We start from the raw sequence: 15,211 nt of genomic DNA on the forward strand, positions 1-15,211 counted from the left end.
AAGGCAGGCGCGAGGCGGCGGCGCAAAAGCGCGGCGAATGTGCGGGCGTGACCTGTTCCGGCAATTCCATGTCTGGAAATAATCCGGCCACTCGACTAGGGGGCTCGGCTTGCAACCTGTTTCAGACGAAGAGAAGCGCGAGCCCGCCATGACTCATCCCTATCGCTCCCACACCTGCGGCGCCCTGACCGCTGCCGAGGTCGGCCAGACCGTCCGCCTCTCGGGCTGGGTGCATCGCAAGCGCGATCACGGCGGCGTGCTCTTCGTCGATCTGCGCGATCACTACGGCATCACCCAGATCGTGACCGACAGCGACAGCCCGGCACTGGCCCTGCTCGATTCGCTGCGCGTCGAATCGGTGGTGACCATCGAGGGCGAAGTGAAGGCCCGCAGTGCCTCCACCGTGAACCCGAACCTGCCGACCGGCGAGATCGAGGTCTATGCCCGCGCCGTCACCGTCCAGTCGAAGGCGGAAGAACTACCGATGCCGGTCGCCGGCGAGCAGGAATATCCCGAGGATATCCGCCTGCGCTATCGCTTCCTCGACCTGCGCCGCGAGACGTTGCACGCCAACATCGTGAAGCGCACCAAGATCATTTCGGACATGCGCCGCAAGATGGAAGGCATCGGCTTCACCGAATACGCGACGCCGATCCTGACCGCTTCGTCGCCCGAAGGCGCGCGCGACTTCCTGGTGCCCAGCCGCATCCACGCGGGCAAGTTCTACGCGCTGCCGCAGGCGCCGCAGCAGTACAAGCAGCTGCTGATGGTCGCCGGTTTCGACCGCTACTTCCAGATCGCCCCCTGCTTCCGCGACGAAGACCCGCGCGCAGACCGTCTGCCGGGCGAGTTCTACCAGCTCGACCTCGAAATGAGCTTCGTGACGCAGGAAGAGATCTGGGAAACCATGGAGCCGGTGCTCCAGAGCGTGTTCGCCGATTTCGCCGAAGGCAAGCCGGTCACGCCGGCCGGTGAGTTTCGCCGCATTCCGCATGCCCAGTCCATGCTGGATTACGGTTCGGACAAGCCTGACCTGCGCAACCCGCTGATCATCAAGGACGTGACTGAGCACTTCGTCGAATCGGGCTTCGGCATCTTCGCCGGCATCGTTGCTGGTGGCGGCGTGATCCGCGCGATTCCGGCTCCGGGTGCCGGTGCAGGCAGCCGCAAGTTCTTCGACGACATGAACGTCTGGGCACGCGGCGAAGGCTACTCCGGCCTTGGCTACATCAACATCAAGGACGGCGTCCCCGGCGGCCCGATCGCCAAGAACCACGGTGAGGAAAAGACCGCCGCGCTGATCGAAGCGCTGGGTCTTGGCCCGAACGACGGCGTGTTCTTCGCCGCCGGCAAGGAAGAGCAGGCTGCCAAGCTGGCCGGTCTCGCCCGCATCCGCACCGGCGAGCAGCTGGACCTGATCGACAAGGACCGCTTCGAGCTGTGCTGGATCGTCGACTTCCCGTTCTACGAATGGGATGAAGACAACAAGAAGGTCGATTTCGCGCACAACCCGTTCTCGATGCCGCAGGGCGGCATGGAAGCGCTGGAGGGCCAGGATCCGCTGACGATCAAGGCCTATCAGTACGACCTCGTCTGTAACGGCTTCGAAATCGCCTCGGGCTCGATCCGTAACCAGTCGCCCGAACTGATGGTCAAGGCGTTCGAGATGGTCGGTCTGAGCAAGGCCGACGTCGAAGAGCGTTTCGGCGGCCTCTACCGCGCGTTCCAGTACGGCGCCCCGCCGCACGGCGGCATGGCGGCCGGTGTGGACCGCATCGTGATGCTGCTCTGCGGTGCGCAGAACTTGCGCGAAGTGGCGCTGTTCCCGATGAACCAGCGCGCCGAAGATCTGCTGATGGGGGCGCCGACCCCGGCCGAGCCCAAGCAGCTTCGCGAACTGCACATGCGTGTGGTGGAGCCCCAGAAGCCCACGACGCAGCCTGCGGCGCAGGCGGCAGCCGCAACCCCGGCTCAGAACTGAGGTTCTGCTCCGGACGGATAAGGAAAAGGCTCCGGTTCGCCGGAGCCTTTTTCCGTTTCGGGTCTTTGCGGTTATATGGCGTTTCGATGATCGTGGAGAATTCGGTCCTGACGGCACAGTCCCGTCGATAGGGACTGGAATTGCGCCCGATGGGTCGATAAGGACGCCTGCGATGCCTTGCGCGACGGCACCAACTTGCGCGCGAGGCTTGCCAGCGCCCCGCCCAATCATTAGGGCGGCTGGCGAGATACAATACTGACCGATTTTTGAAGGGGTCTATTCACATGAGCGATACCGCCGATCGGGTTAAGAAGATCGTCGTCGAGCACCTCGGCGTGGAAGCCGACAAGGTCACCGAAGAAGCAAGCTTCATCGACGATCTGGGTGCTGACTCGCTCGACATCGTCGAGCTGGTCATGGCCTTCGAAGAAGAATTCGGCGTCGAGATCCCGGACGATGCGGCTGAAAAGATCAGCACCGTTTCCGATGCGATCAAGTACATCGAAGAGAACAAGGGCTGATCCGCCCTTCGGTCGTCATGGCGTTTCCGACTTCGGTCGGAACGCTGCACGATCACTCACGGATTGAAATCGACAGGCTCGACCTCTAAGGGGGCGGGCCTGTTGCCGTTTCTGCCGATGGTATTACCTGATGGCACGAAGTTCGGCATGTTTGAGTTTTGGAGAGCGTGAATGCGTCGCGTCGTCGTAACCGGTCTTGGTCTGGTCACCCCGCTTGGGGCTGATGTCGAGACCACCTGGGCCAACATCCTTGCTAGCAAGAGCGGTGCGGGTCCGATCACCAAGTTCGATGCTTCGGACCAGAAGTGCCAGATCGCCTGCGAGGTTAAGCCCGCCGATCACGAATATGGCTTCGATGCGAACAAGCGCGTCGATCACAAGATCCAGCGTCAGGTCGATCCGTTCATCGTTTTCGGCATCGATGCCGCAGGGCAGGCGCTTGAAGACGCCGGCCTCACCGACATGAGCGAGGAAGACAAGCTGATGGCCGGCTGCTCGATCGGTTCGGGCATCGGCGGCCTGCCGGGCATCGAAAGCGAATCGCTGGTGCTGGCCGAAAAGGGCCCGGGCCGCGTCTCGCCGCACTTCGTCCACGGCCGCCTGATCAACCTGATCTCGGGTCAGGTCTCGATCAAGTACGGCCTCAAGGGTCCGAACCACGCGGTCGTCACTGCCTGTTCGACCGGCGCGCACTCGATCGGCGACGCTGCGCGTATGATCAAGGACGGCGATGCCGACATCATGCTGGCCGGCGGCGCCGAATCGACCGTCTGCCCAATCGGCATTGCCGGCTTCGCACAGGCCCGCGCCCTGAACAGCAGCTTCAACGATCGTCCGGAACAGGCGAGCCGCCCTTACGACAAGGATCGTGACGGCTTCGTCATGGGCGAGGGCGCCGGCGTTCTCGTCCTCGAGGAGTACGAACATGCCAAGGCCCGCGGTGCGAAGATCTACTGCGAAGTGATCGGCTATGGCCTGTCGGGCGATGCCTTCCACGTGACGGCTCCGGAGCCCACTGGTGACGGTGCCTACCGCTCGATGCAGATGGCGCTGAAGAAGGCGGGTATGACCCCGGCCGACATCGACTACATCAACGCCCACGGCACTTCGACCATGGCCGACACCATCGAACTCGGCGCCGTGCGCCGCCTGTTCGGCGATGCCATCGGCACTGTCTCGATGAGCTCTACCAAGTCGGCCATCGGCCACCTTCTGGGCGGCGCCGGTGCGGTCGAATCGATCTTCTGCATCCTGGCGATGCGTGACCAGATCGTTCCGCCGACGCTGAACCTCGATAACCCCGACGAGGGCTGCGAGGGTGTGGACCTGGTGCCGCACGTTGCGAAGAAGCGTGAGGTGCGCGCCGTGCTGAACAACTCGTTCGGCTTTGGCGGTACCAACGCCAGCCTGGTGATGCGCAAGATCGACTGATCGCGAAAGGCTGAAGGGCGATGGTGTCGCGGCGCAACTGGTTTCTCGTCGCGGCCATCGGCCTTACGGCGGTGATCGTCCTATGGTCCTTCGTGGGCGGCTGGTACGGTTCCGGCCCGCTCGCGAAGGACTCTCACTTCATCGTTCCCAACGGGGCGAGCCTTTCCACCGTGGCACAGCGGCTGGAAAAGCAGGGCGTGATCCGCTCCGCCACCGGCTTCACGATGCGCGCCCGCGTCTTCGGCGTCGGCAGCGACATCAAGGCGGGCGAGTTCGCGATCCCCGCCCACGCCAGCGCCTCACGCGTGATGGCGATCATCTCCAGCGACGATGTGATCCGCCGCTTCGTCACCGTGCCGGAGGGCATGCCCTCGATCATGGTGCAGGAACGGCTGATGGCCCAAACGCAGCTGACCGGCGAAATCGCCGTGCCCGATGAAGGCTCGGTGCTGCCGGACAGTTATTCGTTCGGCAATGGCGAGAGCCGCGAAGACGTGCTGCGCCGCATGCAGGCGGCTATGACCCGCACTCTGGCCGAACTGTGGGATAAGCGGGACGACGGGCTGGTGGTGAAGACGCCCGAACAGGCGCTCGTCCTCGCCTCGATCGTCGAGAAGGAAACCGGCAAGCCTTCGGAACGCCGCATGGTAGCAGGACTCTATTCGAACCGTCTGCGCATCGGCATGCCGCTTCAGGCCGATCCAACGATCATCTACCCGATCACCAGGGGCAAGCCGCTCGGCCGCCGCATCCTCCAGTCGGAGATCCACGCGGTCAACGACTACAACACCTATTCGATGGCCGGGCTGCCGAAGTATCCGATCACCAATCCGGGCAAGGCCTCGATCGAGGCGGTGCTGCATCCGGCCAAGACCGGCGCGCTCTACATGGTGGCGGACGGGACCGGCGGCCATGCCTTCGCCTCGACGCTGGCCGAGCATAACGAGAACGTGAAGAAGTGGTTCGCGATCCGCCGCGCCCGCGGCGAAATCTGAGCTTGAGGGTGCGGGCAGGGGGCTAAGCCTCCGCCCGCCTCAGTGCAGCGTGCCGTCGGCCTTCTTGCGCCTCGCATAGATCAGCGAGGCGATGGCGATCCCGACGATCACCAGCGGGAAGATCGCGGAAGACGGGCCCTTGGCGCCCAGCAACCCGAAATCCAGGAAGGTCCAGCCGAACTGGACCACCACGGCAGTCAGCGAAAGCGCGAAGAACGCCCAGGCCCAGCCGCGCCGCATCAGCAGCAGGATGGCGCCGAACGTGCCGCTCCACACCGCCACGGCATAAGCGCCCCAGGCCCAGGCCGGCATCTGCATGAAGGCGCGCGCGCTGACAGGATCGCTTTTTGCCAGTGCGTCGAGGTCGGCGCTGGCCTGCATCAGATAGGCGGCATCGCCCAGCAGGTTCCACAAGAGGATGAGCGTGGCAATAATCCAGAACGTGCGCATGATCTTCTCCCTCGGCGCACCACCGATAATGCGGCTATGGTGTCGCAGGCCCGCGAGCGGCGCAATTGGGCGTCCGGGTGAATGGGCGGCATGTCCCGCAACGAGGCAGGAGAGTGCGTGAATCGTGAAGGAGAAGCGCTGACGGGGCCGCGCAAACCCGGCGCGCCGCTGTTGGTGACGGCAGAACTGCCGCCTGACGTGCTCGGCTGGGCCGACGCCCTGCGACGCGCAAACTATCCTCCTGAGCGCAACCGCTTGCGGGCGCATGTCACTTTGTTCCATGCGCTACCTCCATCGGTGGAGGCGGAATTGATCGATGTTCTGGCCGACCTTGCCCGCGCGGTACCGCCACCCGCACGAATCGCAGGCCTGATGAAGCTGGGCAACGGCACCGCGCTGGCGGTGGAGAGCCCGGCGATGGCCGAACTGCGCGGACGAATCGCCGATAGGATGCACGGCCTGCTCACCGATCAGGACAATCGCCCGCTGCGCCTCCACGTAACGATCCAGAACAAGGTCCCCGCCGCAGAGGCGCGTGCCTTGCAAGTGGAATTGAGCCAGCGTCTAACACCCGTGAACTTCCGATTTAGGGGCTTCGGGCTCTATGCCTGGGAAGACGGATTGTGGCGCGATATCCGGCTGGTAAAATTTCGTGGTTGAAGTGCTTTTTGGGTGTTGACCGGGGCGAGCCTTCACCCTAGAGGACGCCACCTGCCCGGGGCGCTCCCCCAGGCACCATGCAGAGCCACCCACGCGGTGGCCTTGGTATGGCGGAGTAGCTCAGCTGGTTAGAGCAGCGGAATCATAATCCGCGTGTCGGGGGTTCGAGTCCCTCCTCCGCTACCATACCCTTCCTACACTTTCGCCGGTTGATGATGGAAGCGCGCCAATATGGCTGGGCGCTCCATCGGGAGACATTGCTCTTCCGTCGACGATGGTCGAGCATCAGAGTGTTGCGCCCGGCAATTGCGAAAGAGCGGCAGGCGAGTGGCGGTTGCGACTGCCGGATTGGCCGCGGCCGGGCTGATCCCCGCGCTCGTCGGTCGTCACAAGAGGCAGGGTGATCAGTGGCTCCGGCGTCGATCACAACAGCGAATATCAAACTGATGGCAACGATGCCATGTGCGGGTCTGACGACGATAGAACGACTGCGAAGCCCAGCGTTCAGGGTTGCACAACATGGGGGCGTCGGAATAAATGCTTCACCTGGACGTCGAGGAATTGGACGACCCGCGCTTCATAGTCGATGCGCCATGGGAATAGACACTTTTGCAAATCCGGGGTGGCTTGCGGCCACCCCGGATGCCGTCTCGTTTAGAAGCTGACGCGCGCGGTGACGCGGATGTCGCGGCCGGAGAGGGGGGCGTAGTCCTTGAGGAACGACGATGCCCGGCGTGCAACGACGTCGAAGATATTGTTCGCCGACAGTGCGAAGCTGAGCGGACGGTCGTTGCCCCAGGGGCGGATATTCACCTCGGCGTTGACCAGCGTGTAGCTGGACGTCGTGGTCTCGAACTCGGCAACGCGGTCCTGCTTGGTGGCGTGTTCCACTTCGCCGCGAATGTCGAACTTGGTGGCCTGGTAGCTGAGGCCGCCCAGCACGCGCAGCGGCGGGATACGCGGCGCCGGACCAACGCTCTTGACTTGCGCGTGGACATAATCGCCCAGCACGTCCGCCACCACCTTGCCGTCGCCGAAGCGGGCGAGTGTGAGCGATCCCTGCGCTTCGAAGCCGTAGTACCGGGCATCGGCCTGGCGGAAAGCGTAGACGGGCAGGCCGTCCTCTTCCGCGCCGGTCAGGTCTTCGTAGATGAAGTTGGAGAACCAGGTGTGATAGGCCGAGGCTTCGAAAGTGTAGTTCTCGCCGCTGCCGCGCAGGATGGCTTCGATGCTGTTCGCCTTTTCCAGCTTGAAGTTCTCATCACCCACTTCGAACGCCTGCGTGCCGGCGTGCGGTCCGTTGGCGAAGAGTTCCTCGGCCGCCGGAGCGCGCTCGGTGTGCGAGAAGTTGAGCCCGATGCGCCAGTTTTCGCCCAGACCATAAGAGGCACCGAGCGACCCCGAGAAAGCATTGAAGTTACGCGAACCGTCGAAGAACTGGTCCTGATCGCTGCCGGGGCTGGACGACAGATACGTGTGCTCGTAACGGCCGCCGGCTTCGAACTTCAGCGCGCCGTAATCGAGCTGCTGAAGGGTGAACAGGCCGACTTGGGTGGTCGTGTTCTTGGGCAGGAAGGCTTCCTCCCCAATCACGTTGAAGTCGCGGTTATAGAACTGCACGCCGGTCACGCCGCGCCATGCGCCGTGCTTGGCCTGGGCGAATTCCAGGCGGCCTTCCATGCCCTTGTTGTAGAACGCGGTGCCGACCGAGCCGTCTTCCTCAAGCTCTGCATGCGTGTAGTCGGCATAGCCGAGGCGCAGCGAGACTTTGTCCAGCACATTGCCGTCGCCGTTCAGTTCGGCGCGCATGTCGATGCGGTCCTGCTTCAGGCTGAGGCGCGGGGCTTCCTGTTCCTGGCCCGGCTGCGTCGCGAAGCGGATCGGCACGCCGTAGAGGCTGTCGTAATGGCTGTACGAAAAGCCCATGTTGCCGCCGCTGCCGATGTAGGCAAGGCCGGCGCCGGCGGTCCAGGTCTTGGACGCCGAGTTGGGCAGCTTGCCCTTGACCGCGGCGTTGGCGGCGAAATCGATGGGTTCCTCGCCGTCATCGACCGGCTCGGCGGGAAGCAGGCTGCTGGCCAGCGCCTCGTCGCGCAGCGTGCGGGTGAGGGCGTGGCCGCCGATCCGCATGTTGTCGCTCTTGAGGTAGCTTCCGTCGGCATGGGCGACCCAGCCGCCGGAGAGCGGCACGTCGATCGATCCCGCGCCGGAGCGTTCATTGGCCGCCGAACCGTAAGTGCCCATGGCATCGATATGGACCGGCTCGTCGGGGACCGACGTCGGGATGCGCTTGTCGATCACGTTGACGACGCCGCCGATGGCGGAGGAACCGTAAAGCAGCGACTGTGGGCCGCGCAGCACTTCGATGCGTTCCGCCAGCAACGGGTTCACCACCGCAGCATGGTCGACCGAGGTATTCGATACGTCGATCGAGCCAAGGCCGTTGGTCAGCATGCGCACGCGCTCACCCTGAAGGCCGCGCAGGACGGGGCGCGAAGCGCTGGGACCAAAAGAGGTGGCCGAGACGCCCGGCTGATGTGCCAGCGTTTCGCCGATCGAGGGGCGGACTGCCTGTGCCAGATCCTTGCCTTCCACCACCGCGACGCTGGATAGCATGTCTTCACGCTTCGTGGGGAGCAGGCCGGTGATGACGATCTGTGAACTTGCCGGCTGGTGATAGGTGTCGGATGCCGTCTCCTCGGTCGATTGCGCCTTTGCGATCATCGGACATGCGACAACGGCCAGCGCACAGCCTGACAGAAGATGGAATTTCATGGGTACGAAACCTTGTACTGAATGTTGTAACATCTCAATTCGCTACCGCGCAGAGCAGGTCACGGCGAATGGTGCGACCACACCTACGGCCCTTTTGTGATGGTACAACATTTCATCGTCGCCGCGCCGCATATCCGCACGGATTGTCTAAAATGTGCGACAAAAGTGCCACAGTTATGCGATGGTGCGGTCGACCAGCCGGAAGCTTTGCTGCGGCGCGATCACGCGGCCAACCCGAATCCGGGGGCCGAATCCGCGCCCCGAATCAGGTACTTGTGACGGCCTCGCTGGCGAAACATTACGAAAATGAAATGTTGTATCATCACTGTTACGGGGTATAGCGGCCGCCGTCTTCACTAGCGAATGTCATTACCGAATGTCGAACCGGGGTCCTGGCGAGATCGAACTGATTATCGAACGTGGCGCCGGGGCACAGTCGCGTATCGAGGCGCTGTACGCCTATCGCAAAGCTGACGGCGAAGCGCGCGCATTCCGGGGCGCCGCGCCGGATTCCGTGATGGGGCACCTTGTGATCGACGCTCTGGATCATTGGCTGAAATGCCGCCGGGTCGATAGCCGGTGACGCGCAGTTCCGCCCGTCCATGGCGGAACGCAAGGCTGCTTTCGCGGCTGCGTGTCCTTGCCTCTTCCACTGTTCTGCTGCTCATGGCCTTGCTGCTGGGGCAGGGTGAGGCCGTACGCATCCACGCGATCGAGCATGGCCGTGCGGCCTGGGCATTTCGCAGCGATGCACGGCACCTTACCACACCGCACCGTGGCGCCGGCCATGATGATGCCACGTGCCCGCTCTGCCAGGAGGACACGTTCTTCGGGCACTATGTCACGCCCAATGCGCCGGAATTGGCAACGGTTTCGCAATACCCGGACATAGTGGTTCGCAGGATGCCGGCCGCCTTGTCCCGGCCGGTGCCGATCACCCGCTTCCGCATACGTGGCCCGCCCGCTTTCTCCGCCTGAACCCCTACCAATCATAGCCAATTTCGAACGTCGATGGCGGGCACGGTCGCGCCCGGTCGACACAAGGTTCACGGAGCCAATATCATGCGTACCCTCCTTCTCGCGGGGGCGGCCGTTGCCGCTATCGCACCCTCGCTCGCCACCGCGCAGACCGCCGATGCGGATGCTCCACCGGCGAATGCCAAGGCCAGTGCCTCCACCAAGGCGCCCACGCAGATTGTCGTGACGGCATCGCCGTTCGATTCCCGTATCGACGATACGCCGGCGATCGCCGCCAAGGTCGGGCGGCAGGAAGTGCTGCTGACGGGCGGCGCCAGCATCGCGGATTCGCTGAAGGACGTCCCCGGCATTTCTGCCACCGGCTTTGCCGCCGGCGCCAGCAGACCGATCATTCGCGGCATGGATTCAACGCGCGTGCGCATCCTTGAGGACGGCATCAGCAGCGCCGACGTTTCCGACATCGGCCCCGATCACGGTGTCCCCATCGACCCGCTGGCCGCTCGCGACATCGAAGTGGTGCGCGGCGCGGGCACGCTGCGCTACGGCAGCCAGGCGATCGGCGGCGTGGTCAACGTCCTTAACAATCGCGTGCCGATGACGTTGCCCGATGCGCCGGTTACCGGCGAACTGACTGGCGGCTACAGCACCGCAGCGAATGTGGCCGAGACTTCGGGCCTGGTAGACGCGCGGGTGGGCAATTTCGCCATTCACGCCGATGCCTTCTATCGCCATGCCGACGACTACGACACCCCGCTGGGTACGCAGGACAACTCGTGGTTCCATGGCCACGGTGCATCCGGCGGCCTGTCCTACTTCTTCGGCGACAGCCATGTCGGCGGCGCCATCGACCAGTACAACGCCAGCTACGGCATCCCCAGCGACGATACCCATATCGTCATGAAGCAGACCAAGTATTTGACGCGCAACGTCTTCGACCTTGGCGATGGCCTGCTCCGCTCGCTCACCGTCGATGCGGGCTATGTCGATTACCAGCACAGCGAAGTGGAGCAGGACGGCACCGTCGACACCACGTTCAAGAACAAGGAATTCGACGGCCGCGCCGAACTGAAGCTGGGGCCGATCGGGCCGCTGTCAAACACGGCGCTCGGTTTCGAGTATGGCCATCGCAAGTTCTCCGCGATCGGCGATGATGCTGCCTACCTCTTCCCGACCAGAACCGAGAACGAGGCGGGATACCTGTTCACCGAACTGCCGGTGACGGACGCCATCAAGCTTCAGGCCAGCGGCCGTATCGAGCATGTCGACGTGACCGGAACGCCTGCCGACGATATCCATACCAGCACTTCGTTCACGCCGGTCAGCGGGGCAATCGGCGCGCTGTGGACGGCATCGGACGCGATCAAGCTGGGCCTCACTTTCTCCAGCACCGGCCGCGCACCCGCGCAGACCGAACTCTTCGCGCGTGGCGGGCACGACGGTCCGAACACTTACGAAACGGGCGATCCGAACCTGAAGATCGAACGCGCCAATTCGCTGGAAGCCAGCCTTCGCGTTCACAGCGGCCGTTTCCGGTTCGAAGGCAGCGTCTACAGCACCTGGTTCAACAACTTCATCTACGGCGACCTGACCGGAAGAACTTGCGACGATGACGGCGTCTGCGCGGATGGCGACGGCGGCGAACTGAAGGAGCTGTTCTATCGCCAGCAGGATGCGCACTTCCGCGGCGTGGAAGGGCAGGCCAGTTACGATATCGTCGATGACGCTTCGGGCACCTTCACGTTCAAGACCATGGCGGACTATGTGCGCGCCACGCTGGATGACAGCAGCAACGTGCCGCGCATCCCGCCTTACCGGATCGGCGCCGGATTCGACTGGACGAGCAAGCGTCTCGATGCCGGAATGATGCTCAAGTACGTGGGGCGTCAGGACAAGTTCGGCGAATTCGATACGGCGACGCCCAGCTACTACGACCTTGGCGCGCAGATCGCATGGCGTCCGTTCACGGACCATCAGGGCATCGAATTCGCCGTAGTCGGCCAGAACCTGACGAACGATGTGCAGCGCGACGCGGCCGCTCTCAACAGGGACGACGTGGTCATGCCGGGCCGCAACGTCCGCTTCGTCGTCAAGCTGGCCATGCCCTGACGACAGGTTGCAGGTTGGCCGCTGTTCCTTGCTGGAGGGGCGGCCAACCTGCCTGTTTCCGCGTTATTCCGCCGCTTCGGCTGCCAATCCCTCTGTGGGTGTAGGCATTGCGCCGCGCCCTGGGGCAGCCGCACGATCCTTCACCGCTACGAAATCGCTTTCGTATTTCTTGCGCACTGTGCCGCACAGATAGTCCCAGATCGTGGTGTACCCGCCGTAGTTGCCGTTGAAGTAACGATGATGCTGGTCATGGAAGGTGGCGGTGATGAACCACTTCGTTGCCCAGCTGCGGTTCCACCAGCGGGGCAGGAACTCGTAACCCGAATGGACGTAGAGGCCCATGATGATGTTGGTGGGCAGGATCAGCGCCATCGTCGCTTCGTGAACCGTGAAGACCGAAAGAAAGAGCGGAACGAAACCGCCATTGATCATCGATTCCAGCGGGTTGACCGAAAGCGTCGTCAGCAGGTTGGGCGAGGTGGACTTGTGATGCAGCTTGTGGACCCAGCTGTAGAACGGTTCCTTGTGCATGGCCCGGTGGAGCCAATAGAAATAGGTATCGAACAGCAGGAAATAGGCCCCGAATTCCAGTGCGATGGTCCACCAGGCGGCGGGTTCGCGATGAAACGCGATCCACCCATGGGCAGAAAGCCACGCGCTTGCCGATCCGATGATCTTGCCGGAAATGGCCAGAGTGATGACGGCGACGATCGCCTCGTTGCGGAAGGTCTTGAGCTTGAATCCGCGTGGCTGAATCTTTCTGGCCTTGAAGAAGCCGGACAGTACGCCCGCGGCAATTCCTGCCGCCACGAATGCCCAGAGCCAGAGCGTAAGGGCATGTTCACCGCTGATGAAAGGCTTGAACATCACGCGTCGATCACGAAAGCGCGATCGCGAAGGCGACGATGTGTGCGCTGACGGCCAGTAGGCCTGCAAGGGCGATGGGGCGGAACTGGGTGGCGGTCATCTCTTGTCTCCTTGGTCGGCCGCTGTGACGGCTGCGTGGAGAGCGAGGTGGCAGGAGGCGAATGGCCGGCAAGTGGAATTACGTTACGGTGCCTCGGCGTCTTTAAAAATACCTTTATCTTAATCACTTGACGTTTCACGCATCGTGGATCGTCACTCGGCTAGCGCGAATTGGTTGGTCCTTTGATGCGGGCACTACCAAGCCCGCGAACCGCTCAGCAGAAGGTCGATGATATATTCCGCTTGGGAATGCGCCTCTGTCCGGCTGAGCGGCGCCGCAGGGCCGCGGATATCCCGCCATCCCGAAATCGTCGACATGACCACCTGCGCGATCGCTTCCGGATCCTTTGCATGTATTCCTGCGGCGGGGCCGTAAGTGAGGATATCCCCCGCGATCAGGTCCACCATTTCCCGATAGCCGAAGAACTCGGCACTCATTTCGGATGGGCCGCGACCCGCAGCGCTGAGTATCAGGCGCCTGTAGACCCGGATTTCGGGTTTCGTGGTCCATTCGAACAGAGTTGCCGTATGGTGGATCAACCGCTTGCGCAGATCCGGTTCCAGCTTCTCCGTCTCCGGCGTGGTTATCCGCGACCACCGGGCGACGCGATCCTGCAGCACTGCATGGAGCAGCGCCATCTTGTCGGGATAGCGCTTGTACAGTGTCGTCTTGGGGATATGGACGGCTGCCGCGATGGACTCCATCGCGGTTCCGTCAAACCCGTCTGCCAGAAACATTTCCGCCGCGGCATCGATGATCGCTTCGGTAATCGCCGCAGATTGTTCGCGGGAAGGGCGTCCCCGTCCGGTCGGCCGCTGATCCTTGCGGGGGGCGGTGTCGCGCGCTTCTGCTGGTGTCACACATTTTTTCCTGTGGCCGGTGCTTTCCCATAGCGAACCGGCTTCAAGCGGCAAGTTTAAGTCCCTGCCTCGCGAAGCAGATCGTTCACCCGTTCGCGCAGTTCGCCCACCGAGGTGTCGATCGGGCGGCCGGCGAGCGGGATTTCGGTGTACATTACGCGCCGCTCGGACGAGACCGGCGCCGTCGCTTCGTGGAGCGTGCAGGACAGGTGCACTGTCAGATCGCCAGGTTCGGTGGAAAGCGCAACGCGCGGCAGGTAGGGCTCCGTCTTCGCGATCTCCACCGGCATGGCGAGGCGGTGAGAACCGGCGATCACCCGCAATTGCCCATTGCTTTCGTTCGAAGGGGTTACGGCAATGCCGACGGTCATTCGCGCGCAAGCGTAACTGTGCCGTCCCAGGTGGCAATCGCGGTGGAACGGCAGGTCCGATGGTCCCGACACAATGCCGACGGGTTTGAACAGCGCCTCGATAATCCGGCCTTCCACCGGCTTTCGGGCCAGTTCCTCGTTGCCTTCCAGAATGCTGATCAGCCGTTCCCAGGTCTCGCCGCCCAGCAGGGTCGCGGTGGAAGGCGATCTTTCGACGAATTCCTGAAGGCGCACGCACACCCGCGCGCCGTCCGCCGTTTCCGCCCACCATGATTTGCCGTCGCCTTCGACATAGTCTTCGCGTGCGGCATCCATCTCTTGCGAGATCGCCGTGACAAGATCGGGATCGATCCAGCCCCGCAAGTGAACGAACCCGGCCTCTCGCAGGAAGTGGGCGATCTCTTTCGCGTCGTCATCCGGGGTGAAGGCGCGGTGCAGGTCCATGGGCTGGCCTGTGGCATCGCGGAACGTCAGCGTGGGATCGACGACCGGCCAGCCTTCCAGAATGGCGATCCACAGCGAATCCCAGATCGAAACGTCGCGCAGCGTTCCGCCCCGAAAGGTGAAGTCACGGGCGACCATCATGCCGTTGAACGTCAACTGGTTCTGGACCCAGTCGGTGAACTGGCCATCGGAAAGGGTCACCGTCAGCGCGTCCTCGATCGGCCCCGGCACGATCGCGATTTCATGTCCATCGGGGGCGAGCGACCAGACTCCGTCCGGCGTTTTGATGGTCAGCGGCTTTACCGCAAAGTGCGCGGCGGCTGTGCCAGCGATCGCGCCATGAAGGGCGAGCCGGGCGGGCAGCTCGTCCGCGAAGAAATTCTGCGGGGATACGCTTTCGCGTCGGTCTTCGTCCCGCCTTGTGCGCCGATCCAGTTTGAACGTCATGGCATCAGTCCCGCTTTTTAGGTGGAGATCGCCTCTTCTCTTGGAGGCGGTAGTTAAAATGTACGATACGTAGCATAATGAGTCGCGATGCTTCCCGCAAGAGCGACGGGATATGCGGGCAGTGGGTGTGCGAGGGACGGCCGAAGCACTGCCTGCATTCGGTCGTGGGCGCCTTGAAAGGGGGAGTCGCCAAGGTATGCAAGAGCCGCGGCAAGCCTGTTTCGT

The 15,211-nt window shown here is 63.1% G+C and carries 13 protein-coding genes and 1 tRNA gene; 9 read left to right on the forward strand and 5 right to left on the reverse strand.

What is annotated here, in order from left to right; genetic code table 11:
- The first annotated feature begins 148 nt into the window (after window positions 1–148).
- From aspS to mltG, 4 genes are all read left to right on the forward strand, one after another.
- The gene (aspS, locus tag ACZ1JV_RS15160) at window positions 149–1,981 is read left to right on the forward strand and encodes an aspartate--tRNA ligase (RefSeq protein WP_465152190.1); all 1,833 of its coding nucleotides are present in this window, start codon (window positions 149–151) and stop codon (window positions 1,979–1,981) included.
- 284 nt (window positions 1,982–2,265) lie between these two features.
- Window positions 2,266–2,502 carry an acyl carrier protein gene (locus ACZ1JV_RS15165; protein WP_007013838.1) on the forward strand — a complete coding sequence of 79 codons (237 nt, stop codon included), beginning with the start codon at window positions 2,266–2,268 and terminating at the stop codon, window positions 2,500–2,502.
- Between the two features lie 171 nt (window positions 2,503–2,673).
- Window positions 2,674–3,933, forward strand: a complete 1,260-nt coding sequence (gene fabF / locus ACZ1JV_RS15170; RefSeq protein ID WP_465152191.1) for a beta-ketoacyl-ACP synthase II — start codon at window positions 2,674–2,676, stop codon at window positions 3,931–3,933.
- 20 nt (window positions 3,934–3,953) lie between these two features.
- Window positions 3,954–4,928, forward strand: coding sequence for an endolytic transglycosylase MltG (gene mltG, locus ACZ1JV_RS15175; RefSeq protein ID WP_465152192.1), 975 nt, complete (start codon window positions 3,954–3,956; stop codon window positions 4,926–4,928).
- Between the two features lie 39 nt (window positions 4,929–4,967).
- On the opposite strand, the gene ACZ1JV_RS15180 is transcribed toward mltG, so the two are convergent.
- Window positions 4,968–5,378: a sugar transporter gene (locus ACZ1JV_RS15180; protein ID WP_465137930.1), complete on the reverse strand. Its 411-nt coding sequence runs from the start codon at window positions 5,376–5,378 to the stop codon at window positions 4,968–4,970.
- Between the two features lie 117 nt (window positions 5,379–5,495).
- Here ACZ1JV_RS15180 and ACZ1JV_RS15185 point away from each other — a divergent pair, with 117 nt between their 5' ends.
- Together ACZ1JV_RS15185 and ACZ1JV_RS15190 are read left to right on the forward strand one after the other, a co-directional pair.
- On the forward strand, window positions 5,496–6,038 hold the full coding sequence (locus ACZ1JV_RS15185; protein WP_465152193.1) for a 2'-5' RNA ligase family protein: 543 nt from the start codon (window positions 5,496–5,498) through the stop codon (window positions 6,036–6,038).
- Window positions 6,039–6,147: 109 nt separating this feature from the next.
- Window positions 6,148–6,224 (forward strand) — tRNA-Met (locus tag ACZ1JV_RS15190).
- Between the two features lie 468 nt (window positions 6,225–6,692).
- On the opposite strand, the gene ACZ1JV_RS15195 is transcribed toward ACZ1JV_RS15190, so the two are convergent.
- On the reverse strand, window positions 6,693–8,813 hold the full coding sequence (locus ACZ1JV_RS15195) for a TonB-dependent receptor (protein ID WP_465152194.1): 2,121 nt from the start codon (window positions 8,811–8,813) through the stop codon (window positions 6,693–6,695).
- 376 nt (window positions 8,814–9,189) lie between these two features.
- Here ACZ1JV_RS15195 and ACZ1JV_RS15200 point away from each other — a divergent pair, with 376 nt between their 5' ends.
- The 3 genes from ACZ1JV_RS15200 (at window position 9,190) to ACZ1JV_RS15210 (ending at window position 11,897) form a co-directional block, all read left to right on the forward strand.
- A complete protein-coding gene (locus ACZ1JV_RS15200; RefSeq protein WP_465137932.1) occupies window positions 9,190–9,396 on the forward strand; it encodes a hypothetical protein in 207 nt (68 codons plus the stop codon).
- The gene (locus ACZ1JV_RS15205; protein ID WP_465137933.1) at window positions 9,393–9,791 is read left to right on the forward strand and encodes a hypothetical protein; all 399 of its coding nucleotides are present in this window, start codon (window positions 9,393–9,395) and stop codon (window positions 9,789–9,791) included. The genes ACZ1JV_RS15200 and ACZ1JV_RS15205 overlap by 4 nt, the downstream gene beginning before the upstream one ends.
- 84 nt (window positions 9,792–9,875) lie before the next feature.
- Window positions 9,876–11,897, forward strand: coding sequence for a TonB-dependent receptor (locus ACZ1JV_RS15210; RefSeq protein ID WP_465152195.1), 2,022 nt, complete (start codon window positions 9,876–9,878; stop codon window positions 11,895–11,897).
- A 63-nt stretch (window positions 11,898–11,960) separates the two neighbouring features.
- Here the strand turns inward: ACZ1JV_RS15210 and ACZ1JV_RS15215 are convergent, their stop codons facing one another.
- From ACZ1JV_RS15215 to ACZ1JV_RS15225, 3 genes are all read right to left on the reverse strand, one after another.
- Window positions 11,961–12,764 carry a sterol desaturase family protein gene (locus ACZ1JV_RS15215; RefSeq protein WP_465152580.1) on the reverse strand — a complete coding sequence of 268 codons (804 nt, stop codon included), beginning with the start codon at window positions 12,762–12,764 and terminating at the stop codon, window positions 11,961–11,963.
- Window positions 12,765–13,058: 294 nt separating this feature from the next.
- The gene (locus ACZ1JV_RS15220; protein ID WP_465152196.1) at window positions 13,059–13,724 is read right to left on the reverse strand and encodes a TetR/AcrR family transcriptional regulator; all 666 of its coding nucleotides are present in this window, start codon (window positions 13,722–13,724) and stop codon (window positions 13,059–13,061) included.
- 56 nt (window positions 13,725–13,780) lie between these two features.
- Complete coding sequence (locus ACZ1JV_RS15225) at window positions 13,781–14,986, reverse strand: phytanoyl-CoA dioxygenase family protein (RefSeq protein WP_465152197.1); 1,206 nt, start codon at window positions 14,984–14,986, stop codon at window positions 13,781–13,783.
- Between the last annotated feature and the right edge of the window lie 225 nt (window positions 14,987–15,211).

The organism is Novosphingobium sp. BL-S-19 (assembly GCF_055521675.1).

What these genes read in the sequence shown, in the direction of transcription:
- fabF (WP_465152191.1), top strand. Translation starts at nt 2,674, where the DNA reads ATGCGTCGCGTCGTCGTAACCGGTCTTGGTCTGGTCACCCCGCTTGGG.
- aspS (WP_465152190.1), top strand. Translation starts at nt 149, where the DNA reads ATGACTCATCCCTATCGCTCCCACACCTGCGGCGCCCTGACCGCTGCC.
- mltG (WP_465152192.1), top strand. Translation starts at nt 3,954, where the DNA reads ATGGTGTCGCGGCGCAACTGGTTTCTCGTCGCGGCCATCGGCCTTACG.
- ACZ1JV_RS15210 (WP_465152195.1), top strand. Translation starts at nt 9,876, where the DNA reads ATGCGTACCCTCCTTCTCGCGGGGGCGGCCGTTGCCGCTATCGCACCC.
- ACZ1JV_RS15180 (WP_465137930.1), bottom strand. Translation starts at nt 5,378, where the DNA reads ATGCGCACGTTCTGGATTATTGCCACGCTCATCCTCTTGTGGAACCTG.
- ACZ1JV_RS15225 (WP_465152197.1), bottom strand. Translation starts at nt 14,986, where the DNA reads ATGACGTTCAAACTGGATCGGCGCACAAGGCGGGACGAAGACCGACGC.
- ACZ1JV_RS15195 (WP_465152194.1), bottom strand. Translation starts at nt 8,813, where the DNA reads ATGAAATTCCATCTTCTGTCAGGCTGTGCGCTGGCCGTTGTCGCATGT.
- ACZ1JV_RS15215 (WP_465152580.1), bottom strand. Translation starts at nt 12,764, where the DNA reads ATGTTCAAGCCTTTCATCAGCGGTGAACATGCCCTTACGCTCTGGCTC.
- ACZ1JV_RS15200 (WP_465137932.1), top strand. Translation starts at nt 9,190, where the DNA reads ATGTCGAACCGGGGTCCTGGCGAGATCGAACTGATTATCGAACGTGGC.
- ACZ1JV_RS15165 (WP_007013838.1), top strand. Translation starts at nt 2,266, where the DNA reads ATGAGCGATACCGCCGATCGGGTTAAGAAGATCGTCGTCGAGCACCTC.